The organism is Ruegeria sp. G2, from assembly GCF_056533505.1.
The window spans coordinates 235600-261790 of sequence record NZ_JBQFON010000003.1 but is presented as its reverse complement, the minus strand read 5'-3'; the positions used below and the strand labels follow the sequence as shown (position 1 = coordinate 261790).

Below are 26191 nucleotides of genomic sequence, written 5' to 3'. Positions count from 1 at the left end.
ATGAACATTCATTCCCATTCCGTCGAAGTCCGCGATTTGGACCTACACTTTGGCGAAGTCAAAGTTCTGCAAGAGCTGAACATCGACATCCATGAAGGCGAGTTTCTTGTGCTGCTGGGGTCGTCCGGTTGTGGCAAATCCACCCTGTTGAACTGTATCGCCGGGCTGCTGGACGTGACCGACGGGCAGATTTTCATCAAAGGTCAAAACGTAACCTGGAAGGAACCATCAGACCGTGGCATCGGCATGGTGTTTCAGTCTTATGCGCTGTACCCGCAGATGACTGTTGAAGGAAACCTGTCCTTCGGCCTCAAGAACGCGCGCGTTGCCAGAGATGAGATCGCCAAGCGCGTGGCGCGGGCCGCCGAAATATTGCAGATCGAACCTTTGCTCAAGCGCAAGCCGGGCGCATTGTCCGGCGGTCAGCGCCAGCGCGTCGCCATCGGCCGGGCACTGGTACGTGATGTCGATGTGTTCCTGTTTGACGAGCCGCTCTCGAACCTTGACGCCAAGCTGCGCACCGATCTGCGGGTTGAACTCAAACGCCTGCATCAGCAGCTCAAGAATACCATGATCTATGTGACGCATGATCAGGTCGAAGCGATGACACTTGCGGACCGGATTGCCATCATGAAAGGGGGCAAAATCATGCAATTGGGCAGCCCGGACGAAATCTACAACCGGCCACAAAACATCTATGTCGCAGGTTTCATCGGCAGCCCGGCAATGAACATGATCGAAGGCCGCATCGACAATGGCCATTTCGCCGGACACGACCTGTCGCTGCCGCTGGACGGCTACGAATTCGAAAGAACAGACCACCACGCCGGACCCGTTGTCATCGGTATTCGCCCCGAACATGTTCTGACCGGCGACGCGGTTGAGACTGCTGCAGCACAGGCAGAGGTCGAAGTTCAGATCGTCGAGAAACTGGGTTCGGATACCCTGGTTCACTCCACCCTTGGGTCACACAATCTACGTTTCCGCATGGATGGGCTCAGCCGCGTGGCCGAAGGCGATCGCCTGCGAATTGGTTTCGATACTTCACGCGCTTCGCTGTTTGACGCCGCGACCGAGACGCGACTGTAACCAGCGTCAGATGAAAGGACATATCATGCCTGCTATTTCATATCAGCTTTACGGTTCGCGAAACTGGCCCCTGCCGGACACGCTCGCCATGCTTTACGCAACAGGATTTAACGAGGTCGAAGGATATGGTGCCCTGTTCGCCCAAGCACCTTCGCTCACGGAAGACCTCGCAACGGCGGGGCTGAGAATGCCCACATTGCACTACGGCCTCGCCGACCTTGAACGCGACCCGGGCGCTGCGATTGATCTCGCCCAGGCTGTTGGAGCCGAAGCGGTGTTCGCACCCTTTCTAGATGCCGAAGACCGCCCGACGGATCGCGCCGGTTGGGAAGTATTTGCCGAACGTCTGGTAGCAGCCGGCAAACCACTGCAAAAGGCCGGGCTGATCTTCGGCTGGCACAATCACGATTTCGAACTGGTCGATCTGGGTGGTGGCGTAACACCGCTGGACATCATTGCCGGGGCCTCGCCCGATCTGAAGCTCGAGCTTGATCTCGGCTGGGTCGTGCGCGCCGGGCTGGACCCGGTACACCTCATCCGAACCTACAGTGATCAGATACATTCGGCGCATATCAAGGACCTCGCGCCGCAAGGCGATTGCGTTGACGAAGACGGTTGGGCCGATGTGGGTTATGGGGTCATGGACTGGACCGCGATCCACGACGCGCTGCAGGACGCCGGTGTCTCTCGTTATGTCATTGAACACGACAACCCCAACGACCACCATCGTTTCGCGTCGCGTTCGCTGGCAACCGTACAAGCCCTTTGAGGATATTCCATGAGCACTCTTGGCGTCGGCATCATCGGATGCGGCAGCATCTCTACTACGTACCTAAAATTTGCGCCCCTTTTTAAAGGGCTGGAAGTCCGTGCGGTCGCGGACATCAATATGAGCGCGGCGCAGTCCCGCGCCAACGAGTATAATATCCGCGCCGAGTCAGTGGATGACCTGCTGGCCGCCAACGACATTGACGTTGTCGTCAATCTAACCATCCCCGAGGCCCACTTCGACCTGACCAAGCGTATTCTCGAGGCCGGAAAACACGCCTATTCAGAAAAACCTCTGGTCCTGACATTGGATCAAGGCAAAGCCCTGCGGGATCTGGCCGAAAGTAAAGGGCTACGCGTCGGCTCGGCACCGGACACGTTTCTGGGTGGTGCGCACCAGCAAGCACGCGCGGTCATCGATGACGGCCAGATCGGCCGCGTGATCGGCGGAACCTGCCACGTGATGTCCCGCGGCATGGAGCATTGGCACCCAAACCCGGACTTCTTCTTTCGACCGGGCGCAGGGCCGATCCTAGATCTCGGCCCATACTACATTACCAATCTGATCCAGCTGATCGGTCCGGTTAAGGCCGTCTGCGCCATGACTGCTGCAAGTTTTCCCACGCGTACAATCGGCAATGGCGCCCGCGAAGGCGAAGAGATCCCGGTCAATACGCCAACCAATATCCATGTGCTTCTTGAATTCGAAAATGGCGCCATCGTAACCTTGGGGGCCAGTTGGGACATCCACGCTCATACGCATCCAAATATGGAGCTATACGGCACCGAGGGCACGATGCAGGTGCCCGACCCAAACTTCTTCGGCGGAGACGTGATGGTTTCCAATCAAGCTGGCGACCTGCATCCTTTGCCTGGCTCAGAGCATCCATTTGGCGTTCCGAATGAAATCCACGGCGAGGATAGGCTTCTGGCCAACTATCGCACCGCTGGGTTGGCGGACATGGTACAAGCAATACTGGAAGGACGTTCCCACCGTTGCAATATCGATCTGGCCATTCACGCGGTTGATGTGATGACGTCCATTCTGGACGCAGGGGAACACCGACGCTGGGTTGAAACCTCGACGACATGCACCAGGCCCGATCCACTGACCGAGAATGACGCTCGTTTATTGCTTGTCCCATAGACGACGCTATCCAGTTCGTGGTCTTGTTCTATGTTCGGTATGATATCTCCGTGATCTGGAAGAGATCATGCATGTCAGGGGCACCGATGGCCTTTCCCGAGTCTGCGTGGTGCTCGATCAATTCAGCGACTAAATGGGGCATCTGTTATCCGTTTACACAAGCATCGGTTGCTTTCGCAGAGGAAGGCAGTTGCTAAGTTACGCGGACATACAGACGGCCCAGCTTGTCGATTGCAACGACCATAACATCCCCGCGATTGACCGGACCAACTCCAGAAGGTGTTCCTGAGAGGATGACGTCACCAGCGGCAAGCTCGAAGTAGTCGCTCAGGTAAGAGATCATCTCGGGAATTTTCCAAATCATCTGGTTCAAGTCGCCTTCTTGCCGTACTTCACAAGGTGCTGTCAGACTAATTCGAACCAGTCTCAGTTTGCCTGAGAAACCGCGAACCTATCCGGAACGGTGCTGTAAGACGAATTCGAACCAGTCTCAGCTAGGCCAGTAGAGCTGTCCTTTATTCGGCAAAAAGACCGCGCCACTCGGCGAGAGCGGCGGCGCGGGTCAGCTTGAAGGTGTCTCGGCTGGCTAGCGATCTTTCCTGGTTGAAGTGGTTGTATACGGAGGAATGGACGGCGGCGAATTTCTGCAAACTTCGCATCCGCCTGACACGTTGCATGGCGCGTTCACGCCGTCGGAAAGGAAGATGTGAATTCTCGACGCGGTTGTTGAGCCACCTGCCCGTCTGTTGTTTTTCGAGTGCACCCAGCTCTCTGAGCGCGGCTCTGTATGAGGCGAAGCGATCCGAGACGACCTCTTCGGCGCAACCATGTCGCTTCATCAATTTCTTGAGGAATTTAAATGCTACAGCTTTGTTTCGGCGTTTGTTAACAACGGCTTCCAGCATCTCGCCTTCGTGATCAACGGCCCGCCAAAGATAATGCCGTTTGCCATTCACCTTCACAAAAACCTCATCCACATGCCACTTCCGTTTGGAGAATGCGCGCAGCTGCTGAACACGCTTTCTTTGGATCTCAGCGCCAAACATTGGGCCAAACCTATTCCACCGACACCGGACAGTTTCGTGGCTCACGTCGATGCCTCGCTCGTGTAACAAGTCTTCGACATTTCGAAGCGAGAGTGGGAAACGGATGTAAAGCATCACCGCAAGGCGGATGATCTCGGGGCTGGTTCTGAAGTACTTAAAAGAGGTAAAATTGGTTATGGGCAAAAGCTACGCAAGACCCCTGCCCGCCTCAAGCCAAGTTCTTCTGACAATACCCGGTTCTGAAGTGAGGAACGACGGAACTCAGACCCGTTTTACGAAAATTCCCTGTAAATTGCCGCTTATCAGGGAAATCCCTCCCAAAGCGAACCCGACAAAATGCGGCACTGAGGCTGCCGCCGGAAGTGCGTTCTGAGTGTACGGTCTGCTCTGTCTCTGATTGAAGGCGCATGCGCCAACTCGCGGGAATTGCGGCACAATTCCGGGTCAGAAAGTACAACTGAAGTGAGACAGGTATGAGTGGCGGGGAGACAGGGATTCGAACCCTGGGAACGCTCTCACGTTCAACGGTTTTCAAGACCGCCGCATTCGACCACTCTGCCACCTCCCCGCGTGCCGCAGGGTCTAAGCTGTGTTTCAGGCAGAGGCAAGCCATAAAGCGGGAAATCTTGCCTAAGCTTCAGCAGCAGTCTTTCCTTAGCCCCGTGCCCGCGTTATCATTCGCGGACAAGACCGCTAGAGACTGGCAAGAAGAACCAGCAATCACGCGGTGGGGCGCGGCCAATATGGCTTTGTCAGGCAAGGGATTGAGACAATGGAGCGAGCTACGGGCACACGCTTAGGGCCACAACGGCTGGCAATTCTGGTCGTGGGTTTGGCCGCTTTGGCTGGGTGCGAAGAAGGGTTCAGCCTGCAAGAGGCCCCTGAAGAAGAAGTTGCGACCGAAGAGGCAGACAATACCAACAGGTTCGAGTTGTTCCCGGATGCGGCACCTGCGAACCAGCGTGATGTTGAGGCACCCGATGTATTTCAGGTGACCGAAGCCGGACTTTGGGATGGACGCCCCTCTCTGGGTGGAATTTGGGTGGCACACCCTGATGTTACTCAACCCGAGCGGGTGCGGATCAAGAACACAGCCAACAACAAGACAGTTACGGGCGCATTGTTCCGTCGCGAGCGGGCTTTACCCGGACCTGCGCTACAGGTCTCTTCCTCGGCCGCAGAACAGCTCGGTATGCTGGCGGGGGCCCCAACCAAGGTTCAAGTCGTGGCACTGCGCCGTGAGGCGATTGAAGTGCCCCCTGCCCCTGAAGAGACAGAGGCGACCGAGGATGGAGAAGTTGCAGAAGGAATCGAAGCGGCGACGGAAACAGCTGAAGGCGAAGCAGTCGAACAGCCCGTTAAACGTAAGTGGTGGCAGAAAAAACCAACCAATAACACGAATGCTGGTGCTGCAGTTGTTGCTGGGGCAGCCGCTGGCGCCGTCGTCGCATCTTCGGACGATGAGTCGACCCCCGCCGAAGTGCAAAGCACCGAGGTTGCCGATGCAGATCCACAAGCGACTGAGCAACCAGTCAAACGCAAATGGTGGCAGAAAAAACCAACGGATGAAGCCAACGCTGCGGCAGCAGGAGCAGCTGCTGCCGCCGTCACAGAGGCTGATGCCGCCCCGACCGAGGTGCAGTCGGCGGCATTGTCAGACCCAGAGATAACACCGCCAACTGAGAAGCCCGCTAAGCGCAAGTGGTGGCAAAAGAAAAACCCTAACGAGATCACCGAAACGCCATTGGACCCGATCGCAGGTGCTGCGGCAGCAATTGAAGCATCCGAACCGACCGCTGCAGCGGCACCGGTGGCAGCAAGCACTGCAACGGCAGGAGGCTTATCCAAGCCGTATGTTCAGGCTGGAACTTTTGGCGTTGAATCCAATGCCAAGAGCGCAGCGGAAAAGATACGTCGGAATGGGATGAATGCTGACGTGTTTGAACTGAAAGGTGAAGACAAATCAGTATGGCGCGTTCTGGTTGGACCTGTTGCAACACGCAGCGAACGCCGGGCATTGTTGAATGACGTCAAAGACCTTGGGTTTACTGATGCCTTCACGGCCAAGAACTGACTGAACTAGGAGGCGAATGATGCTTTCCGCTTTACGATCAACCTCTCTTGCCATCGGGCTGGCACTAATGGCGCTGCCGGCCTATGCGTTCGACACCACCGCGCGCGCTGCTTATGTGATCGATCAGAAAACCGGCACTGTGCTGTTGTCGAAAGACGCTGATCAGCCTCTGCCCCCGGCTTCTATGTCGAAACTCATGACGCTTTATGTCGCGTTTGAAGCGCTGCGCGATGGTCGCCTTACGCTGGACGAAACTCTGCCGGTATCTGAACACGCCATGAGCTATGGTGGCTCGACCATGTTCCTGAACACGCAGGACCGTGTGCGGGTCGAAGACCTTCTGCGCGGGATCATTGTGCTATCTGGAAACGACGCCTGCGTCGTGATTGCCGAGGCATTGAGCCCCGACGGGACCGAAGCCGGGTTTGCCCGCTTTATGACCCAGCGCGGGCAACAGATGGGTATGAACAACTCGAACTTTGCCAATTCTAATGGCTGGCCTGCTGCGGGGCACATGATGTCTGTGCATGATCTGGCAGTTCTGGCCGATCGATTGATCACTGATTTCCCTGAATACTATCCCCTCTTTGCGGAAGAGGTTTTCGAATTCGACGGTCGTGCCCCGTCGAACGCACGCAACCGCAATCCTCTACTGAAACTGGATATCGGGGCCGACGGTCTCAAGACCGGTCACACGCAAGAAGCAGGATATGGTCTGGTTGGTTCTGCCAAACAAGGGGATCGCCGGGTTGTCTTTGTGCTCTCCGGGCTCGACAGCGTCGGCAAGCGGGCAGAGGAGGCTGAGGCCGTGGTTAACTGGTCGTTTCGAAATTTTGTCGAGAGGACAGTTGCCAAATCGGAAGAACCGGTAGCGCAGGCCAAGCTTTGGATGGGTGCGGAAAAAACTGTGGGTTTGGTGCCCGAAGGTGATCTGACCCTGCTATTTCCAGTCCTGGGCAACAAGGACATTGAGGCCGAAGTCGTTTATGAGGGCCCGATCAATGCGCCGGTCAGCAAAGGCCAACAGCTGGCTGAGTTGGTGATCAAACCCGAAGGCCTGCCGGAAATCCGCCGCCCGTTGGTGGCAGACAGGGATGTCCCCCTCGGCGGGTTTGTCGTCCGCATGATGACAGTGGGCGGCATCGTTCTAAAAGACGTGATCAACAATCCGCTGGAGCAAATGTGACGGCGCGCGGCACGTTTCTTACCTTCGAAGGCATTGACGGATCCGGCAAGTCTACACAAGCTCGACTGCTGGCCGATCACCTGCGACGTGAAGGCCGCGATGTCATTCTGACTCGGGAACCGGGTGGGTCTGCCGGTGCCGAAGAAATTCGCAATCTGGTTTTACAGGGCGACCCGGATCGTTGGTCGGCCGAAACGGAAATTCTGCTATTCACTGCAGCCCGGCGTGACCATCTGGAACGCACAATCGAACCCGCACTGGCCGCTGGAAAAGTGGTCATCTGCGACCGATTTGCCGACAGCACTCGCATGTATCAGGGGATGTCGCGTGGCGATCTTCGCAGCCTCGTGGATCAGCTGCACAATTTGATGATCGGGCGCGAGCCTGACCTGACACTACTGATCGATATGGATCCGGAAACCGGTCTTTCACGCGCTAAGGGTCGGCAAGGTGCTGAAGAACGGTTCGAAGATTTCGGTGTCGATCTTCAACTGCAAATGCGTGCAGGTTTTCTCGCTCTGGCGGACGAATTCCAGGATCGTTTTCGAGTCGTGAACGGCAATAGGGACATGGACAGCGTCGCGCAGGATGTGACAGATATTGTAATGACTTCTCTGCGATAGACCAGACATGAGCGACGACACCCTAACTCCGGATCAGGCCCCTGGCGCGCCACATCCGCGAGAAACCACCCGTCTTATCGGGCAGGACGCAGCACAACAGGCCTTTCTGACCGCGTACAATTCGGATCGATTGCACCATGGTTGGTTGCTGACCGGTCCTCGTGGAGTGGGCAAAGCAACACTAGCATGGCGGATCGCGCAGTTCTTGCTGGCCACGCCGCCACGCGAGGATGGCGGACTGTTCGGCGCTCCACCTCCGCCTGACACTTTGGATATTGCCCCGGAACACCCGGTCGCCCATCGCATTCTTGCCGGGGCCGAACCCGGCCTTGCCGCAATTACCCGCTCTGTTAACGATCAGGGACGGCTGCGCAATGAAATCGTTGTTGATGACGTCCGCAAACTTGGGCGGTTCTTCGGCTTGTCCTCAGCTGATGGGGGTCGACGGGTTGTCATTGTGGACTCGGCGGATGAAATGAACGTCAGCGCCGCAAACGCGCTGCTGAAAATGCTCGAAGAACCGCCAGCGCGCACGACGCTGCTGCTGATTTCACACCAACCTTCGCGCCTGCTGCCGACCATCCGGTCGCGTTGTCGCACACTGCGGCTTTCGCCCCTTGGCACCGATGACATGCAGGCTGCGCTGACACAGACCGGCACGGAAATCTCTGGTCAGGCCGAGCATTTGGCAGCCCTTGCCGCCGGGTCCGTGGGCGATGCCGTTCGCTTGATCAATCTCGGCGGACTGGAACTTTATGCCGAGTTGATTGCCATTCTGGGCACCCTGCCCCGGCTTGACCGCCAGCGCGCCCTGAAACTGGCTGAAACGGCTGCTCAGCGAGGGGCCACCGAACGGTTTGATCTGCTGCTTTCGCTAATCGACGTGGTGCTCTCGCGCCTGGCTCTGACTGGTGCGACCGGCACCGCACTGATGCCCGAGGCCGCCCCAAATGAGGCCGAAACTTTATCGCGTCTCTCCAGCTCACCGCAAAAGGCCCGCCAATGGGCCGAAATCGCCGCCCCCATCACGGCGCGTGCGCGGCATGGGCAGGCGGTGAACCTTGACCCTGCCTCGCTTGTCCTAGATACGCTGTTCAAGATACAGGAAACCGCCGGTCACAACAGATGAGCCCCACTCCCGAAATTACCGACAGCCATTGCCATCTGGATTTCCCGGATTTTGACGGTCAGTTGGAAGAAATCGTTTCACGCGCTGCCGACGCTGGCGTGACACGCATGGTGACCATCTGCACACGGTTGCGTAACGAGCCCACGGTACGTGCCATCGCCGAGGCTCATGCCCCTGTCTTTTATGCCGCGGGCACCCACCCGATGAGCGCCGCTGACGAGCCGATGGCAACAGTCGATGAACTGCTCGCATTCGCCAAGCATCCGAAATTCGTGGGCATTGGGGAAAGCGGGCTTGATTATCACTACACGGCTGAGTCGGCGGACGTTCAAAAGCGTTCGCTGCGTATCCATATCGAAGCGGCGCAGCGGACCGGATTACCCCTGATTATCCATGCACGTGCCGCGGATGAGGACATGGCACGTATCTTGGCGGATGAGCATAGAAACGCTCCGTATTCCTGTGTCATGCATTGCTTTTCTTCCTCAGCCGAGCTGGCCCGAGCCGCCCTTGATCTTGGCTTCTATCTATCCATGTCCGGCATTGCAGCATTCCCCAAAAGTCAGGAGCTGCGTGATATCTTCGCCGCCGCGCCCATCGATCGTATCCTGGTTGAAACCGACGCGCCCTATCTGGCGCCACCGCCCTATCGCGGCAAACGAAACGAACCGGCCTACACCGCGCATACAGCGCGCAAAGGGGCCGAAGTATTCGGTTTGGAGTACGCCGATTTCGCCGTCCAAACACAGGCCAATTTTGACCGGCTGTTCACCAAAGCCGCTTGCTACAAGGCCGCTGCATGAGCGAGCTGCGCTTTACAATACTTGGCTGCGGTTCGTCCGGCGGTGTACCGCGACTTGGGGGGCATTGGGGCGAATGCGATCCGGAGAACCCCAAAAACATCCGGCGTCGCTGCTCACTGTTGGCCGAACGCGATGGGCCAGAGGGTACGACCTCGGTATTGATCGATACGTCTCCTGATATGCGCAGCCAATTGCTAGGCACCGGAACGGGGCGTTTGGATGGCGTGATTTACACCCATTCCCATGCCGATCACACGAATGGCATCGACGATCTGCGGATGATTGTTTTCAACATGAAAACCCGCGTGCCTGTATGGGCGGACGGCGATACCCAGAACGATCTACTCGGTCGCTTTGGATATGCGTTTGTTCAACCCGAAGGCTCACCCTATCCGCCCATCCTGGACCTAAAGACAATCAATGGCCCGTTTGAGGTTTCCGGCCCCGGCGGCCAGATCCCCTTTCGACCATTCCGTGTGAACCACGGATCGATTGATGCCCTTGGCTTCAAGATAGGAAATCTCGTTTATCTGCCTGATGTTGCAGAGCTTTATGATGAGAGCATGGCTGAGCTTTCAGACCTCGACTGCCTGATCATTGATGCCCTACGCCGATCCCCGCATCCAACCCATGCCCATCTGGAGAAGACGCTGGGCTGGATTGAGCAATTGAAACCAAAACGTGCCGTTCTGACCAACATGCATATCGATCTGGATTATGCCACGGTTAATGCGGAAACACCGGATCATATTACGCCTGCTTTTGACGGCATGGTGATCCGGCAACCTCTGTAGGGCAAGACGCTGTTCGCGCGCGCGATACCGTCGATGGCAGCGACATGTTCCAAAGCCTGATCGATGTCATCCTGCCGGTGTTTTTGGTCATCGGCGCCGGGTATACGGCAACCCGGTTCGGATATTTCCGCGAAGACCATATCGACGGGTTGATGAAATTCACGCAGGGCTTCGCCATTCCCTGTTTGTTGTTTCTGGCCATCGCCAATCTCGATCTCAGCGCAAGCTTCGACCCCAGACTATTAACCAGCTTCTATTCGGCAGCTGGCCTCTGTTTTGTCGCCGGAATGGTAGGCGCTCGCCTCATATTCGGACGCGAGTGGGAGGACTCGATCGCGATTGGCTTTTGCTGCTTGTTCTCAAATTCAGTGCTTTTAGGGTTGCCCATCACGGAACGTGCCTACGGACCGGACAACTTGACGGGAAATTTTGCGATCATCGCCTTCCATTCACCGTTTTGCTATTGCGTTGGTATCACCGTGATGGAGATCTTTCGAAACCGTGGCCATGGTGGGACGCGGATGGTGAAATCCGTATTGTCCGCAATGTTCAAGAATGCGTTGATACTGGGCATCTCATTGGGCTTTGTTGTCAATCTTACCGGATTTGTAATACCGGGCGTGGTTGATGACGCGTTGAACCTGATTACGCGCGCGGCCCTACCCGGCGCACTGTTCGCATTGGGGGGCGTGTTGGTGAAGTACCGACCCGAAGGCGATTTGCGCGCCATTATCTTCGTCTGTTGCATCTCGCTGTTGCTACATCCAAGCCTCGTATGGCTATTCGGAACTTCACTGGCGCTACCGCAAGATCTGTTTCGCTCAGGTGTTCTTACCGCTGCGATGGCTCCGGGCTTCAACGCCTATATCTTTGCAAATATGTATGGGCGCGCCAAACGGGTTGCTGCATCTTCAGTTTTGATCGGCACCGCGTCATCCATACTGACTGTCTGGCTTTGGTTGACCCTACTTGGATAGCCAGATCAAAAATCCTGCATTGACTCTGCAAACAAGCAGGACATCTTTCGCAGCACCATCTCGGAGCACCGCATGCCACACGCCGTTATCGTCGCACATGGACAACCGTCAAATCCGGCACCCGCCGAGGCGGCGCTGGCGCGCTTTGCCAGGCAAATAGATTCACTGTGTCATCGGGTCTCGGTTCATTCCGCCACTTTGGCTGCACCTGACGCGCTTGAGACGTGCCTTGACGAATTGCACGGCGACCTAGCGATCTATCCGTTGTTCATGGCGAAGGGTTGGTTTGTGACCAAGGCTTTACCTAAGCGACTTGGTTCTCGGTCGGTCAGAATTCTGGATCCTCTAGGTATCGACCCACAGTTGCCATTTTTGGTTAAAAGCGCCCTGCATCAAAAACTTGAAAATCTAGGATGGTCAGCACCTGACACTGATCTGGTAATTGCAGCCCATGGTTCAGGGCGCAGCAATAACCCGGCAACGGTGGCCCATGGGTTTGCAGATACGCTGGGCCAATTGGTCACATTCAAAAGCACCCGAACCGGCTTTGTTGAGCAATCTCCAAGCATTGCCGAGGCAGCATCAGGATGTGGTGAAAAGGCACTTTGCCTGCCCTTCTTTGCCTGCACCGGAGGCCATGTGCTCGAAGATGTGCCGCAAGAATTGGCCCGCGCAAACTTCGCCGGCCAAGTTATGCCAGTCATTTCTGAGCTACCCCAAGTCGAACAACATATCGCTGCGATATTGGACGCCATTTAGGCAAGCGCATTCTATCCGGATTGTTGTGCATTCGAAAACTCACAGTAGAACCGGTGGCAAGATCGTCCGTTTCGTTTTGCGGCGTATAGCGCTAGGTCAGCGGCATGCAGTACATCCTGCGCTTTTGGCATTTCGAACTGGGTCGACAAAGCAGTACCAACGCTCGCTGATACACTGCAGGCCGCTCCCTCGAATTTCATCGGCTGGCAAAGTTGCGCGATCAGGCGCCGGGCAATGCTGTCGAGTTTTTTCCGGTCGGTCACCCCTTTGATAATCAAGACAAACTCGTCCCCGCCGACACGAGCGACCGTATCATCACTCCGCGTTTCATCAAGCATGATCATTGCGGCTTGCTGCAGCACAAAATCCCCTGCGGCATGGCCCAGACGATCGTTGACCGATTTGAAAAAATCCAAATCCAGATGCATTAATGCAAATGACGATTTCGTTGATATCAAATGCCCGAGTATATGGTCCATTGCACGCCGGTTTTTTAGCCCGGTCAGCGTGTCTGTATAGGCCTGCTCCTCAGCCGCCAGCTTTGCACCTTGCAGACGCAGGTTCAATGATCTGGAAGCCTCCATCGCGGCAGATTTAGCTTCGACCAAATACAGCAATTCGATCGCCAAGTCGGTGCCTGAGAAATCTGCGCTTGTCAGTGCATAGTCTCGCACCGCATCCAATATTGAAATTCCGAATGACAGGTTAACAACCGATGCACCCTTTCCAGAAAGTGGCGCGATCAGGCCCTTAAAGGCTGTTTGCGGTTGATCTTGGAAACGAAGACGTAACCGCGCGCCTGGCGTCGAAAGCAACGTTGGAAACTCAGTGACAGAACGCGGGCGCTGCAACTCAAAGACGTCAAGAAAACGCCGCCCTGCCATGGGTTGCTCCGGGCGCAGTTTCTGCACTGTGGGGCCCACTTGAACAATTCGCCCCTCATCATTGATAAGAACATACATGGGGCACAAAGTATCGAGAAGGGAACCCAGATCTTCGGTTTCGATCATGATTTCCGCGCCCCAAGCTCAAAATGACGCCCTTCGGCAAAGGCGCTTTCGATCAGTGTAATCGAAATGAGCTCTGACCCATTTCGACGCTCTTCGTTCGAAAGAACAACAAGTGCGCCGTAGTCATCCGCCATAGCCCGCAAAACACCAGTCATAACACTGGAAAATCCCGGCAGCCCGGGAGAGCAATATAGTTGGTATTCCGCTGATGAATGTTCCTGCAATTCAAGGTCCGGCAGCGTGAGATCCGAAACAGCAAGGCGCACTCGATCAGACAAATCATCTAGCGAGTGCAAAAACTCGACATACGTTACGCCCCCGAAACGCAGCAATCGCCTTAGGTCCTCCATATTCGCATGTGATACGAGGTAGGTTCCCAAGTCCTCAAGAAACTCGGATTTTCGACGGTTCAATTCGGTACAAAGCACGTCCAGCACACGATCTGAAACCTCTGCCTCATAGATCAGCATCGCCTCGAATTCGACGAAATCCAATCCTGCGGCTTGGGTCGCCTGCAGCCAGCATTGGCGCCCATAAGTGGCGCAAACGAATGATTGGATCGCCCTGTTAATCAGCCCATGCATGAAACAACTCGAATTGGATATCTGCTTCAGGTGACCCCAGAAAACTTAACAAACACCCAATATCCTGGCTGAGATCATGAGAATGTTAGACATTCATGACTAATCTGCGTGGTTCGGCTAGGTCAGAAATCTGTCGGCGCGCCCCCTTCAGCCTTGCGGCGGGCAACAAAGTCTTCAAGCTCTTCGCGGATCGCCTCGTCCAATGCCGGCGCTTCAAAATTGTTAACGATTTCTTTGAACATTCGATGGGCCCGTTCCGCAGTCCAGATACCGCCAGCGACTTCCCAGGCCTCAAAGTTTTTCCAATCGCTCAGAAACGGCTGATAAAACGCCGTGGTATAGCGATCCTGTGTGTGTTGAATGCCAAAGAAATGCCCGTCATTTCCCACTGAACGGATTGCTTCAAGGGCGATCTCGTCCGGTCCTGTCGCTGTCAATTCCGGCTTCATATATCGCTGAATCTGTTGCAGGATTTCGCAATCCATGATGAATTTCTCAGGACTCGCGATCAGACCGCCTTCAAGCCAACCAGCCGCGTGATAGACCATATTTGTTCCAGATTGAACAGCGGCCCACAGTGAATTTGATGTTTCCCAAATGGCCTGACCATCTGGCACATTCGCAGCGCACACACCCGAAGAGCGCATCGGCAATCCATAGAACCGCGCCATTTGTCCGGTCATCTGCGTCGAGCGCATGTATTCCGGCGTCCCGAACGCAGGTGCTCCGGACTTCATATCAACATTCGAGGTGAACGTCCCAATCACGCACGGAATGCCGGGCCTGACATATTGGAACAGCGCAATCGCACACAATGCCTCAGCCAGCGATTGGGCGACCGCACCCGCCATCGTCACTGGGGCCATTGCACCTGCCAGCGTAAACGGAGTTACTACGATCGCTTGCCCGCGCCGCGCCAACCTCAGACAACCATCGATCATCGGATGGTCGTGCTTGAGCGGTGAGGTCGAGTTGATGTTGGTATACATCCGAGGCGATGCCTCAAACTCTTCGTGACTCAAACCGCCCGCGATACGGACCATTTCCATCACATCTTCGACACGTTCCTTACCCAGTGAGTAGGCGTGCATCGCCTTGTCAGTCAGTGTCAGCTTGTCATAAAGCACATCAAGATGTCGGACGCTGGCATGGATATCGACGGGTTCTACCGGATAGCCTCCGGCGAAATGGATGCAGTTGAAATACTGTGTCAGTTTCAGCAAATCCTGACACATCCGTCGTGTGCCGGGTACTTTTTTGCCAATTTCCATATCCCAATAGTTCGGCGGTGACGAAACATTGCCGAACAACATGGTTTTGCCTCCAACCTCGATTTGGCGGTCCAGATTGCGTGGCGTAATGGTGAATGAGTTGGGGGCTTTGCGCACCATTTCCATGACAAAGTCCCGCCCCATACGGACATTATCACCAGAGATCGTACAGCCGGCTTCGCGCAAAATGCCAAGAGCTTCTTGATTATAGAACTCGATACCGATCTCTTCGAGGATGCGCATAGCTCCTTCGTGGATCGCCTCAATCCCCTCTGACCCCAACGGTTCTGTTGGCCGGTCTAAGTTCACAGGCGGATTCCACGGCATCTGATCGATGACTTCGCTACCGCGACGGGTGGCTGCACCAGCGCGGCCACCGCTGCGGCGTCTGCGTGTCCTGCTGTCTTCCATAGCTGTCCTCCTGGCGCTCTCTTTCTCAAGAAAGCCCCGAAGAATTAGCTCTGGCCGCTCTATCTGCGACAAGTGGTGTCGGTTTTGTCGTTCAAACTGGCGTTTCAGAACACCGAACAATCAGATTTCTGACAACCAGCCGGGAATATGGCCGATGTCGGGTAAAACTACATCTGCCAAAGGTTCGAGCGTTTCTGTTGTGGCAAGCCCCGTAAGAACACCAATCGTCACCATGCCTGCGGCGCGACCCGCTTCAAGATCATGAAGACTGTCACCAACCATGGCGACGCGCGACGGATCAACATCGACATGTTTGGCAAATGCCAAAAGCTGTCCTGGACCGGGTTTGAAGCCGTGGCCACTGTCATACCCTGCAACAAAATCGAAGTGACCCCGAATTCCGACCGATTCGAGATGACGCAGCGCCGGTATCTCGGCGTCATTGGTCGCTACACCCAGTTTAAGCCCGGTCTTTCGCATATTTTCAAGAAAAGGTGCGAGAGGAACGGCAGGCATTTGCTCTGCCGCTGCGGATGCGTCATTGAGAGTTTCGACGATTTGATGCTGAGCGATGCCAGTCAAGTGCGGCGTCAGGGCACGCGCAATTTCATCGACGGTTCCTGCAATAACGATACTGTCAGGGCTATACCTCTCCTCGGCATAATCAAAACCGATGACCTGGCCAAGTTCAGCCGCGCGCTTTGTATCACCGTCGGATAGGCGTTCAAGCGCGATACGTCCGAACGCACCCCATGTAGACGCAAAGTCAAAAAGCGTGCCGTCCTTGTCGAAGACGAGGGCGTCAATGTTCATGAATTTAGGCTCCTATTGGTCAGGTCCAGTGCATATCAGAAGTGCCGGATAACACAGCGCGGGCGCGGCCGGGTTCTTCGTAGGGCACGGAATGGGCGTCACAAAAGGCGATCACCCAGGAATCGTCAAGCACCAGAAAGTCCAGTACCGATCCCAGAAACTCGCCTTCTCCTGCCCGAGCACGCAAATCCTCTATGGAAGCGCCGGTTGCACCCAAAAAAACTGGGAGCAACTCATCATTTCCCACCAACCAATTCAGCACCCTCAGGGCCAATGTTTCAGCAGAATGGACAGAGATTGGCATTATCTGGCCTCGACGACGCTCTTGGAAAGGGTTTGTTAACCAGACTCATAAACACTTTGGTAGCGCATGCAATCTAACGGTGAACGGCAATGTCTGTACAGGGTACCATACTGGTCCTCGACGGGGTCTCGACCAATCGCATTATGCTTAAGGTCCAGCTCACCGCGGCTTGGTATCATGTTGTACAAGGGGAAAAGCTGGCCGGATTGGGCGCTTTACTAAGGCGCACGCGTCCTGACTTGGTTTTGACCGCCCAAACCTTGCCCGACGGGACCGCCTCGGATGTTAAGAAGTTAATGGCAGTTGATCCCGCTTTGGCCGATGTACCGATTGTTGCCATCACGCCGCAAAATGATAGGGCGGCGCGATTAAAGGCCTTATCGGATGGTTTAGACGACGTGCTGGGTTACCCATTTAAGGATACTTTGCTTCTCGCGCGCGTTCGCAGCATGTTGCGCTCACATGCCGATCGGCAGGAACTGAGCCTTGGAGACGCCAACCAATCCATTGGTTTTGGTGAGGCGGCACAGATACCGCTTGCGCCACCGGCGATCGCGCAGATTGCACTGTTGACCCAGACCCCACGCGCTGGAGCGCTATGGGGCAGTGCGTTGGCACAGCAAACACGACACCGCCTGTCCAACTACACTTTACCCGATCTGCACGGCGTTTTCTCTGAACCCGCTCCTGATGCCATTGTCGTTGAGCTTGCGCCCGGCGGATCAGGAGGGCACATCCTGGCCGATCTAAAATCCCGCAGCGCCACCCGAAACACCGTTTTAATCGGCGTTCTGTCAAACGAGGATGCGACCCTCGCCGCCGAGGCTTTGGACAAAGGGGCGGATGCAATTTGTATGGGAGGGTTCCACCCGGACGAAATCTCGCTCCGGCTCGATACCCAGATCGCTCGCAAAACCCGCGACGACAAATTGCGTGCGTCGATACGTAAAGATCTATCCGAATCGCTAACCGATCCTTTGACAAGGTTACACAATCGTCGATTCGCCATGAGGGCACTTGATCAGATCGCCCACCAGGCCTTGGAAACAGGGCGTGGGTTTGCATTGATGCTGGCGGATTTAGATCACTTCAAGGCGATTAATGATCGTTTTGGTCATGCTGGCGGTGACATCGTTCTGACAGAAACAGCGCGCAGGCTTCAGGCAGCAACAGAAAAGGCCGGCTTTGTCGCACGCATCGGCGGAGAGGAATTCATGATTGGGCTGCCTCATTGCTCGGCAGAGCAGGCGTTAAAACTCGCGGACAAGATCTGCGAAAGCATTTGCAACAAACCGTTTTGCCTGCCCGACGAATCCGTATTGACCTCGGTCACGATCAGCGTAGGCGTAAAATGGTGTTCCTCACCTGATCTGAATATTGCAGATCGCAGAAATGCCGTCGGTCAGTTGATTCGTTCAGCCGACCAAGCTCTGTATGCGGCGAAAAATGCGGGTCGCAACCAGGTGCATATCCGTAGTTCAGCAGCCTGACGGGTCAGTTTCGTTTCTTGTGTTTTCCTGGGCCGCGTCTGACGACCTCCTCCAGCCGATTTGCATATTCGACCCGCTCTTCCGCACTCATTTGCGTGACCTGCGCAAGCCATTGCTGGTGCAGCGCTGTTTGCAGCTCTGCCGTTGCCTGCGCTTGCTTCTCAAGCAAATCTTCAACCGCAGACGGATCAAATGGCACGGCTCGCAAGGCCTGGCTAAGCGCACCAAAATCCTGTTTGCGTCGATGCGATCCTTTGCCACGCAGATCTGACAATTCATCCTTGAGAGCTTTGCGATCAGATTTGGGCAGGGCATAGTACAATGCTGGGCCAAATCCTGGCGGTATAGCGGCACGATCACTGCCTTTGAAACGCAAGGCTGTACCCAGGACGACTCCTGCAATCAGCAGGTTCAGAGCAAGCGAAGCGATCAGCAGAATGGGCATCCATTTGCGTTTGGGTGCAGGATTATCGCTCATTCCGCGTCCTCCAGATAGTTTTCATCTAAGTTGAGATCAGCCACCAGATAGGTTGCATCCTGCGAGACAAAATAGTCTGCAGGGTCAGGTAGAAAAGCAGGCGCAGAAAACCCGATCCAGATGCCAGCTGCACTTGCGGCCACAAGGCCACTTACCCCATGCCATCCGCCGATGACATTCATCCGGTCCCGCCATGTTCGACGCCGTTTGTGTGCGGATCGAGCCAACCGAACCGCCTCTGCATCGGTTTCAATTCGGACGGCAAGATTGTCCGGGAACACATCCCGAGCGTCGCGCGCTTGCGCAAACAGGTGTTCGAGTTTTTTGTCGTGATCAGCCATGTTCGTACCCCAGTTCATCCCGACGCCCCGCAAGTAGTGCGGCCAGTGATCGTTTTCCACGCGCAGTCAGGCTTTCAACCGCCTCAACCGAGATATCCATAATCCCTGCGATTTCAGGGTTGGACAACTCTTCGATATGCCGCAGAACCACAGCTTGCCGTTGCCGATCCGGCAACTGATCCAATGCCGCCTGCAACGCATCCTTACGCTCGGTATCTTGCATCCGATCAACCACGCTGGCGGATTCGTCTTCTGGCTCGGCAACATTTTCGAGCGCATCAGGCCGATTTCTTCGGCGCATATCCAGGCACAGGTTCAATGTCACACGATAAAGCCAGGTCGAAATCTGCGCCTGTCCCGGCACCCAGTCAGGCGCCATCTTCCAAAGACGCATCATCGCCTCTTGTGTCACATCTTCGGCTTCCGCCTGATTTCCCAACATTCGCAAGGCCACGGAATAGCTGCGCGGTCCAAGCCGCCCGGTCAGCAGACGGGCCGCAGCCGCATTGCCATCAGCAAACCGGCCCAGCAACTCCTCGTCGCTGAGCTCGGGCACGGCAGAAAAACTGCCGTGCGCCTCGTTTGGGTAAGAGGTCAGATCCTCCATCCCGTATCAGTTGTTGTCTGTGTCCGACTTCTGGTGCCGTTTGTGTTTCCGACCCATCCTGTCTTTCGCATCCGCATATTCCTGTTCTGATATCGATCCGTTCCCATCGGCGTCGATACGCTCGAACATCTTGGTGGCACGGCGCGGTTTCGGCAATTCATCTTCGCTGAGGAAACCATCGGAGTTAGCATCGTGCTTCTCAAACATCTTAGAGACACGCTCGCCGGCTTTCGCCTGTGCTGCTGCCTGCATTTCCTCAACGCTCAGCTGCCCGTCTCCGTCCGTGTCCGCGGTCGTGAACTTCTGGTTGCGATGCGCCGCGATCTCGGCCTGCGTTACCTGCCCGTCTCCATCGGCATCCAGTTCCTGAAACGTCGGACGCGGCCCTTTGGCCAGTGCTGAGCTGCCGGATACTGCAACTGCCGCAAGAACGATGGCCGAGATGAAAGTTTTGGTTTTCATTACAAAGTTCCCTGAATTTAGCGGCACCTTGCCGCTGTTGATACTTCTTAAAACGCAGCCCGGGCAGCTTTCCGTCGCATCGCGCACAACTTTTTTCGCCATGTTTGAAATTCGATCAGTTGCTGATACGCTGTGAGCAATCGCCACAAAGCGACGCACCCCCCTTTTCCGACGGGTTCGAAACGGCCTATATCGCCCGAATAGAAACGCGCGAGATTTAAATGACTGATCAGACTATCGACACTGCGATCGAAGAAGACCGCCCGACCAAACCCGCACTGATCCGTGGGTTTCGTTGCAAATGCCCGAATTGCGGCGAGGGCAAGCTGTTGCACAGCTATCTCAAGGTTAATGATAGTTGCTCGGAATGCGGTCAGGAATTGTTTCACCACCGTGCCGATGATGGCCCGGCCTATCTTACCATTTTGATCGTCGGGCACCTTCTGGCACCTGCGCTGCACGTCTCATACGTACACTGGCGGCCTGACCCTTGGGTCATGGCCATTGGCTTCTCGATCGCCTGCGTTGCCCTCTCGCTGTACCTTCTGCCCCGCTTGAAAGGGGCTGTGGTCGCATATCAATGGGCGCGTCGGATGCACGGGTTCGGCAAATCTGCATGAGCGCGGACAAAACCGCCATTCGCAATGCCGCGACCGTCATCGTTCTGCGCGACAGGCTCAGCGACCCCTCGATCCTGATGGGGCAGCGTGGTGCGAAAGCCGCGTTTATGCCAAACAAATTTGTCTTTCCCGGCGGTGCAGTCGACCCTGAAGACGCGCACGTTCCACTGAGTACTCAGTTACCCGATCTCTGCTCCGAACGTCTGTTACAGCGATCAGAACCAGGGTTGCAGAATGCGCTGGCGGCTGCCGCGATCCGTGAATTGTGGGAAGAAACCGGATTGATCCTTGGGCAACCGGGTGATTGGCAAGGTACGGCCCCGAACGACTGGCAGAGCTTTGCCGCTATGGGCTACCAGCCTTCCGCAGAAGCGCTACAATTCGTGTTCCGGGCGGTCACGCCACCCGGTCGCTCACGCCGGTTTGATGCCCGGTTCTTTTTGGTCGATGCAAAAGCGATTCAAGGCGATCTGGATGACTTCACTCATGCCTCGGACGAGTTATCGCATTTGCAGTGGGTCAAAATCAGCCAGGCGCGCGAATTCGATCTGCCTTTCATCACCGAAGTCGTTCTGGCCGAAATCGCTGCGCGCGCTGCTGACCCAAGCCCGCCGGACACAGTGCCTTTTTTCCTCAACAACGAAGAAGCCAGCCTGTTCCTGCAATTGCGCGGCTTTCCAATGCCCTACACGAGCTAACGCATCCGGCTGACGACTACCGTCACCTCGGGTTTTTTGCCGATCTCAGCTTGGGCGGTCTGGCGCGCAATCCGGCGCAACCCCTCTTCCAGCTTGTCGTCATCGCGCAGCGTTTTTGCGCCAGCGCGCATCAGGAACTGGTTCAAATCTTCTTCCAACACCTCGACCAGACCGGCACGGGACGATCCAATCTCGGGCAGTCCCATCGTGTCGCACCATGGCTCGCCCAACGGTTCGTCTTCTTCGTCCAGAATGACTGTGATTGTGATATGGCCATTCAATGCCATGCGGATACGGTCACGCACAACACCATCCAATGCGCCAATCTTGACCGTACCATCCAGATAGGTCCGGCCCGTCTCGATGTAGTCTACCACTTTCGGAGCATTTCCGGTCAGGTCCAATATGGTGCCATTCACGGCCAGAATTCCGGTCCTGCCACCCGCCTCGGCCAGTTTGGCATGTTCACGCAAATGGCGGTGCTCGCCGTGCATCGGAATGACCATTTGCGGATCAACCAGAGCATGAACCTTTTCCAGATCAGGCCGGTTCGCGTGACCCGAGACGTGATACAGCCCCGAACTGTCATCGACCACATCCACGCCCTTTTCACTGAGCTGGTTCATAATGCGGATCACACCGCGTTCGTTTCCTGGGATAGTCTTGGACGAGAACAGAAACAGATCCCCCTCTTTCACCTCAAGCCCGCGATACTTACCGCGCGCCAGTTGGGCGCTGGCCGCACGGCGTTCTCCCTGACTGCCAGTCACGATCAGCATCAGGTTTGCGCGCGGGACATCCAGCGCCTCTTCCGCGCTTAAGACTTTCGGGAAATCGCTGAGAATACCCGTTTCAGTGGCCGCCTCGATCATCCGGCGCATCGCACGGCCCAGCAATACGACCGAACGTCCAGCCTTCTGGCCAGCCTCGGCAAGCGTTTTCACACGCGCCACGTTCGATGCAAATGTGGTTGCGATAACCATGCCACTGGCATCCTGCACCAGCTGCGTGATTTCAGGCCCGACCTCGGATTCCGAGCGGCCGGGGTGGGATGAAAAGACGTTTGTACTGTCACACACCAACGCTTTGACACCCGACTTCGCCACCTCGGACCACAAGTCAGGATCAAACGGTTCACCCACAATTGGATTGGCGTCCAGCTTGAAATCACCAGTGTGCACAACGCGCCCAGCCGGAGTGTCGATGACCAGCCCTGCACTTTCCGGGATCGAATGCGATACCGGCAAGAAACCAACTGTGAATGGTCCGGCATTGATCTGCTCGGGCCACGGAGATGCGGTTCGCACCGTCTCGGTCGGATGGCCATGCTCCTCCATCTTGCGGCGCGCAATATTCGCCGTGAAGGCACGCGCATAAACGGGTGCACCCAGTGACTCATAGCAATGCGCGACCGCTCCGACGTGGTCCTCATGCGCATGAGTGATAAAGACCGCTTCAAGCTGATCGGCACGCTCCTTTAGCCATGTGATATCGGCAAAGATAAGATCAACGCCGGGCGAGGTATCCATGTCCGGGAAAGCAACCCCGAGGTCCACAAGAATCAATCGCTCATGCCCAGGTTTGCCGTAGCCATAGACGTAGGCATTCATGCCGATTTCGCCTGCACCGCCCAGCGGCAGATAGATCAGTCGTTCACTGCTCATGTTGAGCCATTTTCCTTGTTATAGCGATGGATCACGGTCAGGCCGTGCATCGTCAGATCATCTTCAAACTCGTCGAACAGGTCAGCGGCTTGCTGAAACAGGGGCGCAAGCCCCCCGGTCGAGATTACTTTCATAGGCACCCCGGCCTCGGCTTTTATACGCTCGCAGATCTCGCGTACCAAACCGACATAGCCCCAGAAGACACCGGATTGAATGCACTCTACCGTGTGGGTCCCGATCACCTTTTGTGGCTTCGATATGTCTACATGTGGCAGCGCGGCTGCTGCGAGGTGCAGTGCCTCAAGGCTAAGATTGACGCCAGGCGCGATAACTCCGCCGACATATGCACCGTCATGAGCGACGACATCAAATGTCGTTGCCGTACCGAAATCCACCACAACCAGATCACCGCCAAATCGGTCAAAGGCCCCTGCTGTATTAACCAGACGGTCCGGTCCGACTTGCGTGCCTTCGTCGACACGAGGGTTGGCGGGCAGCAGACAGTCGGGTTTACCAACGACCAGAGGGCGGCATCCGAAGAAACGGTCTGCAAATACCCGCAGGTTGAAAACAACACGTGGCACAGTCGAAGAGATGATGACATCTGTAATGTCCACCTCAATTCCGTAGTGCTTTACCAATGTCGAATACCACGTGAAATACGCATCCGCGGTGCGCGCGTGGTGGGTTGAGGTGCGCAGGGTACACAGAAATTTCTCGCCATCCCAGATCGAGAAAACGGTGTTGGTATTGCCGCAATCAATCGCCAGAAGCATTTGTGCCCCCTTTAGAAATAGACATCCGCGGCAGGAATGCTGACACGGCCCTTAGCGGTGTTTAGGACAAGGCTGCCACCCGCGTCTACCGTTTCGAAGGTTCCTACCGTCTCGGACGCTGCGGTACGGGCGGTAATAACCTCACCCAGCCGTGCTGCGCGAGAGAGCCACGCGGTGCGGATCGGATCGAAACCATACGTCATGAACTGGGTTTCATAGTGGGCATAGGCCGAAGCCAGTTCTGCCAGAAAATCCTCAGGCGTGACATGGGAACCGGTTTCCGACAGTAACGACACCGGCCGCACGGCGCTGGGTTCGACGCTGTCAGCGCTGGGAGCCTCGGACAAATTGACGCCAATGCCGATTGCCAGATGCGAAACACCTCGTCCCTGCCCAGTGCTTTCCAGCAAGATACCAGCCAGCTTGCCACCGTTGAGCAACACATCGTTAGGCCACTTCAGTGACAAACCCGCCGCTCGACCGGTCACCGCGACGCAGGCATCGTAAAGTGCGAGGGCCGCGACAAAACTGCGAAGCGCGGCCTGTTCCGGATCTCCGGGCGGTCGCATCAGCAAGGTCGCGGCCAGATTACCCTTGGGGTTGGTCCAGACACGACCACGCCGACCGCGCGCTGCGGTCTGGCGATGCGCCAAAATCCAGACGGGTCCCGAGGCGGTCGGCGCGAGTCGCGCGGCTTCGTTTAGGGTGCTGTCCACTTCCTGCAGTACATGCAGCCCGTATCCTTGCGGCCAATCACTCATGTCAAAAAGGCCCGGTACAGTGACCGAGCCCCTTTCTGTTTACGGAACCAAGATCAGTTGACAAGCGTTGTCGCCGCTGCAGCTGCAGCGCCTTCGATTCCGAACTGATAAAACACACCGATCAGCATCAGCGCGGCAGACCCCATCAGAGCACCCCACAGAACTGGTGACGAACGCGTTTCGATTGGGTCCTCGTTCTCAGCCCCGAAATACATGTAGAACACGATCCGCAAGTAATAGAACGCACCGATGACCGAAGCGATGGCCGAGGCAATGACCAGACCGGTCAACCCTGCCTCTACACCAGCTTGCCAGACGCCAAACTTGGCGAAAAAGCCCAGCATCGGTGGCACGCCCGCAAGGCTGAACATCAGGATCAGAACAGCCAGAGCTTTCCCGGGATCACGTTTTGAATACTGACGCAGTGCATCGATATCCGTCACTGGCTTGCCATCCCGCTCCATCATCAAGATGAAGGCGAACGTGCCGATGTTCATTGTCACATAGATCGCCAGATACATCAGCATGGCCTTGACGCCCATCTCGGTACCAGCGGCCAGACCAATCAGGGCATAGCCCATATGTGCAATCGACGAGAACGCCATCAGGCGTTTGATGTCACGCTGCCCAATCGCCGCGACTGCACCCAGCAGCATGGACAGAACCGACAACAGAACGATCACCTGTTGCCAGTCTTTGACAACTCCGCCAAAGGCATCGTGCAAAACACGCGCGAACAGGGCCATCGCGGCCACTTTCGGGGCAGTGGCGAAGAACGCGGTAATGGGTGTCGGTGAACCTTCATACACATCCGGTGTCCACATGTGGAACGGCACAGCAGAAACTTTGAAGGCAAGGCCAGAGATCAGCAAAACAAGGCCAAATAGGAGGCCGAGTGATACGTCGTCGTGATGCACGGTCTGGATGATGCCCGAGAACAAAGTCGTTCCGGTAAAGCCATAGACCAGCGACGCGCCGTAAAGCAGCAGGCCAGAACTGAGCGCGCCTAGAACAAAATACTTCAGTCCCGCCTCGGTCGATTTGGCACTGTCCCGACGCAGCGCGGCCACGACGTAGAGCGACAGTGATTGCAACTCGAGGCCCATATAAAGCGACATCAGATCGCCCGCGCTGACCATCATCATCATGCCAACAGCGGCCAGAGCCACCAGAAGCGGATATTCGAAACGCAACAGACCACGGCGTGCCATGTAATCCTGACTCATCAGCAGGACACCGGCTGCAGAAAGAAGAATTGCAACTTTGGCAAACCGGGCAAAGCCGTCATCTACAAACATGCCGTTGAAAGCAACATTCGTGCCATCGCCATTGGTCGCGATCCAAATCGCCAGCAACGCCATAAGCCCTGCCGTTGACCAGACCAACACCGGTGCCAGCCCATCTTTTGTTGTGTAGACAGCCCCGATCAGCGCCGCCATCGCATAGATCGCCAGAACGACTTCCGGCAGGATAATTGTCAGATCAGCCTGGATCATGTCTCCAAAG

The 26191-nt window shown here is 56.0% G+C and carries 28 protein-coding genes, 1 tRNA gene and 1 pseudogene; 14 read left to right on the top strand and 16 right to left on the bottom strand.

Annotation, left to right across the window (positions count from 1 at the left end):
• Genes ACR0DU_RS08325 through ACR0DU_RS08315 form a run of 3 tightly spaced genes read left to right on the top strand, consistent with a single transcriptional unit; the run spans position 1 to position 3004 of the window.
• Positions 1-1089: an ABC transporter ATP-binding protein gene (locus ACR0DU_RS08325; RefSeq protein ID WP_480456409.1), complete on the top strand. Its 1089-nt coding sequence runs from the start codon at positions 1-3 to the stop codon at positions 1087-1089.
• Between the two features lie 25 nt (positions 1090-1114).
• On the top strand, positions 1115-1858 hold the full coding sequence (locus ACR0DU_RS08320) for a sugar phosphate isomerase/epimerase family protein (RefSeq protein WP_480654319.1): 744 nt from the start codon (positions 1115-1117) through the stop codon (positions 1856-1858).
• A 9-nt stretch (positions 1859-1867) separates the two neighbouring features.
• Positions 1868-3004 (top strand): Gfo/Idh/MocA family protein, encoded by a 1137-nt coding sequence (locus ACR0DU_RS08315; protein ID WP_480873581.1) that lies wholly within the window; start codon positions 1868-1870, stop codon positions 3002-3004.
• 193 nt (positions 3005-3197) lie between these two features.
• Here the strand turns inward: ACR0DU_RS08315 and ACR0DU_RS08310 are convergent.
• The 3 genes and pseudogenes from ACR0DU_RS08310 to ACR0DU_RS08300 form a co-directional block, all read right to left on the bottom strand.
• Positions 3198-3422, bottom strand: a pseudogene (locus ACR0DU_RS08310) (fumarylacetoacetate hydrolase family protein); the annotation flags it as partial.
• Positions 3423-3519: 97 nt separating this feature from the next.
• Entirely contained in the window at positions 3520-4227 is a 708-nt protein-coding gene (locus ACR0DU_RS08305) for an IS6 family transposase (RefSeq protein ID WP_480873775.1), read from the bottom strand.
• A gap of 301 nt (positions 4228-4528) precedes the next feature.
• Positions 4529-4618, bottom strand: a tRNA-Ser gene (locus ACR0DU_RS08300).
• A gap of 204 nt (positions 4619-4822) precedes the next feature.
• Here ACR0DU_RS08300 and ACR0DU_RS08295 point away from each other — a divergent pair.
• The 8 genes from ACR0DU_RS08295 to ACR0DU_RS08260 all read left to right on the top strand — a co-directional run bounded on the left by ACR0DU_RS08295 (position 4823) and on the right by ACR0DU_RS08260 (position 12395).
• Entirely contained in the window at positions 4823-6124 is a 1302-nt protein-coding gene (locus ACR0DU_RS08295; protein WP_480873579.1) for an SPOR domain-containing protein, read from the top strand.
• A gap of 19 nt (positions 6125-6143) precedes the next feature.
• On the top strand, positions 6144-7310 hold the full coding sequence (locus tag ACR0DU_RS08290) for a D-alanyl-D-alanine carboxypeptidase family protein (protein ID WP_010442735.1): 1167 nt from the start codon (positions 6144-6146) through the stop codon (positions 7308-7310).
• Entirely contained in the window at positions 7307-7933 is a 627-nt protein-coding gene (gene tmk / locus ACR0DU_RS08285; protein ID WP_010442736.1) for a dTMP kinase, read from the top strand. The genes ACR0DU_RS08290 and tmk overlap by 4 nt, the downstream gene beginning before the upstream one ends.
• A gap of 7 nt (positions 7934-7940) precedes the next feature.
• Complete coding sequence (locus ACR0DU_RS08280; protein ID WP_480873577.1) at positions 7941-9062, top strand: DNA polymerase III subunit delta'; 1122 nt, start codon at positions 7941-7943, stop codon at positions 9060-9062.
• Entirely contained in the window at positions 9059-9865 is an 807-nt protein-coding gene (locus ACR0DU_RS08275) for a TatD family hydrolase (RefSeq protein WP_480873575.1), read from the top strand. Before ACR0DU_RS08280 ends, ACR0DU_RS08275 begins: the two co-directional genes overlap by 4 nt.
• A complete protein-coding gene (locus ACR0DU_RS08270) occupies positions 9862-10659 on the top strand; it encodes an MBL fold metallo-hydrolase (protein WP_480873573.1) in 798 nt (265 codons plus the stop codon). Before ACR0DU_RS08275 ends, ACR0DU_RS08270 begins: the two co-directional genes overlap by 4 nt.
• Before the next feature lie 44 nt (positions 10660-10703).
• A complete protein-coding gene (locus ACR0DU_RS08265; RefSeq protein WP_010442740.1) occupies positions 10704-11636 on the top strand; it encodes an AEC family transporter in 933 nt (310 codons plus the stop codon).
• Between the two features lie 72 nt (positions 11637-11708).
• The gene (locus tag ACR0DU_RS08260) at positions 11709-12395 is read left to right on the top strand and encodes a CbiX/SirB N-terminal domain-containing protein (RefSeq protein ID WP_480873571.1); all 687 of its coding nucleotides are present in this window, start codon (positions 11709-11711) and stop codon (positions 12393-12395) included.
• Positions 12396-12406: 11 nt separating this feature from the next.
• On the opposite strand, the gene ACR0DU_RS08255 is transcribed toward ACR0DU_RS08260, so the two are convergent.
• From ACR0DU_RS08255 to ACR0DU_RS08235, 5 genes are all read right to left on the bottom strand, one after another.
• The gene (locus ACR0DU_RS08255) at positions 12407-13405 is read right to left on the bottom strand and encodes a diguanylate cyclase domain-containing protein (protein WP_480456400.1); all 999 of its coding nucleotides are present in this window, start codon (positions 13403-13405) and stop codon (positions 12407-12409) included.
• Positions 13402-13989 carry a heme NO-binding domain-containing protein gene (locus ACR0DU_RS08250; RefSeq protein WP_170775727.1) on the bottom strand — a complete coding sequence of 196 codons (588 nt, stop codon included), beginning with the start codon at positions 13987-13989 and terminating at the stop codon, positions 13402-13404. The genes ACR0DU_RS08255 and ACR0DU_RS08250 overlap by 4 nt, the downstream gene beginning before the upstream one ends.
• 122 nt (positions 13990-14111) lie before the next feature.
• The gene (locus ACR0DU_RS08245; RefSeq protein ID WP_480873568.1) at positions 14112-15671 is read right to left on the bottom strand and encodes a trimethylamine methyltransferase family protein; all 1560 of its coding nucleotides are present in this window, start codon (positions 15669-15671) and stop codon (positions 14112-14114) included.
• A 120-nt stretch (positions 15672-15791) separates the two neighbouring features.
• Entirely contained in the window at positions 15792-16484 is a 693-nt protein-coding gene (locus ACR0DU_RS08240; protein ID WP_170543466.1) for an HAD family hydrolase, read from the bottom strand.
• Between the two features lie 19 nt (positions 16485-16503).
• Positions 16504-16788: a DUF3572 domain-containing protein gene (locus tag ACR0DU_RS08235; RefSeq protein ID WP_170543465.1), complete on the bottom strand. Its 285-nt coding sequence runs from the start codon at positions 16786-16788 to the stop codon at positions 16504-16506.
• Positions 16789-16877: 89 nt separating this feature from the next.
• Here ACR0DU_RS08235 and ACR0DU_RS08230 point away from each other — a divergent pair, with 89 nt between their 5' ends.
• Positions 16878-18278: a diguanylate cyclase gene (locus tag ACR0DU_RS08230; RefSeq protein ID WP_480873566.1), complete on the top strand. Its 1401-nt coding sequence runs from the start codon at positions 16878-16880 to the stop codon at positions 18276-18278.
• Between the two features lie 4 nt (positions 18279-18282).
• Here the strand turns inward: ACR0DU_RS08230 and ACR0DU_RS08225 are convergent, their stop codons facing one another.
• From ACR0DU_RS08225 to ACR0DU_RS08210, 4 genes are read right to left on the bottom strand one after another with little or no spacing between them, the layout of a single operon-like run.
• The gene (locus ACR0DU_RS08225; RefSeq protein ID WP_480873564.1) at positions 18283-18756 is read right to left on the bottom strand and encodes a periplasmic heavy metal sensor; all 474 of its coding nucleotides are present in this window, start codon (positions 18754-18756) and stop codon (positions 18283-18285) included.
• Positions 18753-19097 (bottom strand): hypothetical protein, encoded by a 345-nt coding sequence (locus ACR0DU_RS08220; RefSeq protein WP_480873563.1) that lies wholly within the window; start codon positions 19095-19097, stop codon positions 18753-18755. Before ACR0DU_RS08220 ends, ACR0DU_RS08225 begins: the two co-directional genes overlap by 4 nt.
• Positions 19090-19704: an RNA polymerase sigma factor gene (locus ACR0DU_RS08215; RefSeq protein ID WP_480873561.1), complete on the bottom strand. Its 615-nt coding sequence runs from the start codon at positions 19702-19704 to the stop codon at positions 19090-19092. The genes ACR0DU_RS08220 and ACR0DU_RS08215 overlap by 8 nt, the downstream gene beginning before the upstream one ends.
• 6 nt (positions 19705-19710) lie before the next feature.
• Positions 19711-20166, bottom strand: coding sequence for an EF-hand domain-containing protein (locus ACR0DU_RS08210; protein WP_480873559.1), 456 nt, complete (start codon positions 20164-20166; stop codon positions 19711-19713).
• 221 nt (positions 20167-20387) lie between these two features.
• On the opposite strand from ACR0DU_RS08210, the gene ACR0DU_RS08205 reads away from it, so the two are divergent.
• Positions 20388-20786 (top strand): DUF983 domain-containing protein, encoded by a 399-nt coding sequence (locus tag ACR0DU_RS08205; RefSeq protein WP_480873557.1) that lies wholly within the window; start codon positions 20388-20390, stop codon positions 20784-20786.
• A complete protein-coding gene (locus tag ACR0DU_RS08200) occupies positions 20783-21484 on the top strand; it encodes an NUDIX hydrolase (protein ID WP_480873556.1) in 702 nt (233 codons plus the stop codon). The genes ACR0DU_RS08205 and ACR0DU_RS08200 overlap by 4 nt, the downstream gene beginning before the upstream one ends.
• Here the strand turns inward: ACR0DU_RS08200 and ACR0DU_RS08195 are convergent.
• The 4 genes from ACR0DU_RS08195 to nuoN are packed head-to-tail and all read right to left on the bottom strand — an operon-like array spanning position 21481 to position 26181.
• Complete coding sequence (locus ACR0DU_RS08195; protein ID WP_480873554.1) at positions 21481-23148, bottom strand: ribonuclease J; 1668 nt, start codon at positions 23146-23148, stop codon at positions 21481-21483. The genes ACR0DU_RS08200 and ACR0DU_RS08195 overlap by 4 nt on opposite strands.
• Positions 23145-23924, bottom strand: a complete 780-nt coding sequence (locus ACR0DU_RS08190) for a type III pantothenate kinase (protein ID WP_010442755.1) — start codon at positions 23922-23924, stop codon at positions 23145-23147. The genes ACR0DU_RS08195 and ACR0DU_RS08190 overlap by 4 nt, the downstream gene beginning before the upstream one ends.
• An 11-nt stretch (positions 23925-23935) precedes the next feature.
• Complete coding sequence (locus ACR0DU_RS08185; RefSeq protein WP_480873552.1) at positions 23936-24685, bottom strand: biotin--[acetyl-CoA-carboxylase] ligase; 750 nt, start codon at positions 24683-24685, stop codon at positions 23936-23938.
• Between the two features lie 53 nt (positions 24686-24738).
• A complete protein-coding gene (gene nuoN, locus ACR0DU_RS08180) occupies positions 24739-26181 on the bottom strand; it encodes an NADH-quinone oxidoreductase subunit NuoN (RefSeq protein ID WP_480873550.1) in 1443 nt (480 codons plus the stop codon).
• Between the last annotated feature and the right edge of the window lie 10 nt (positions 26182-26191).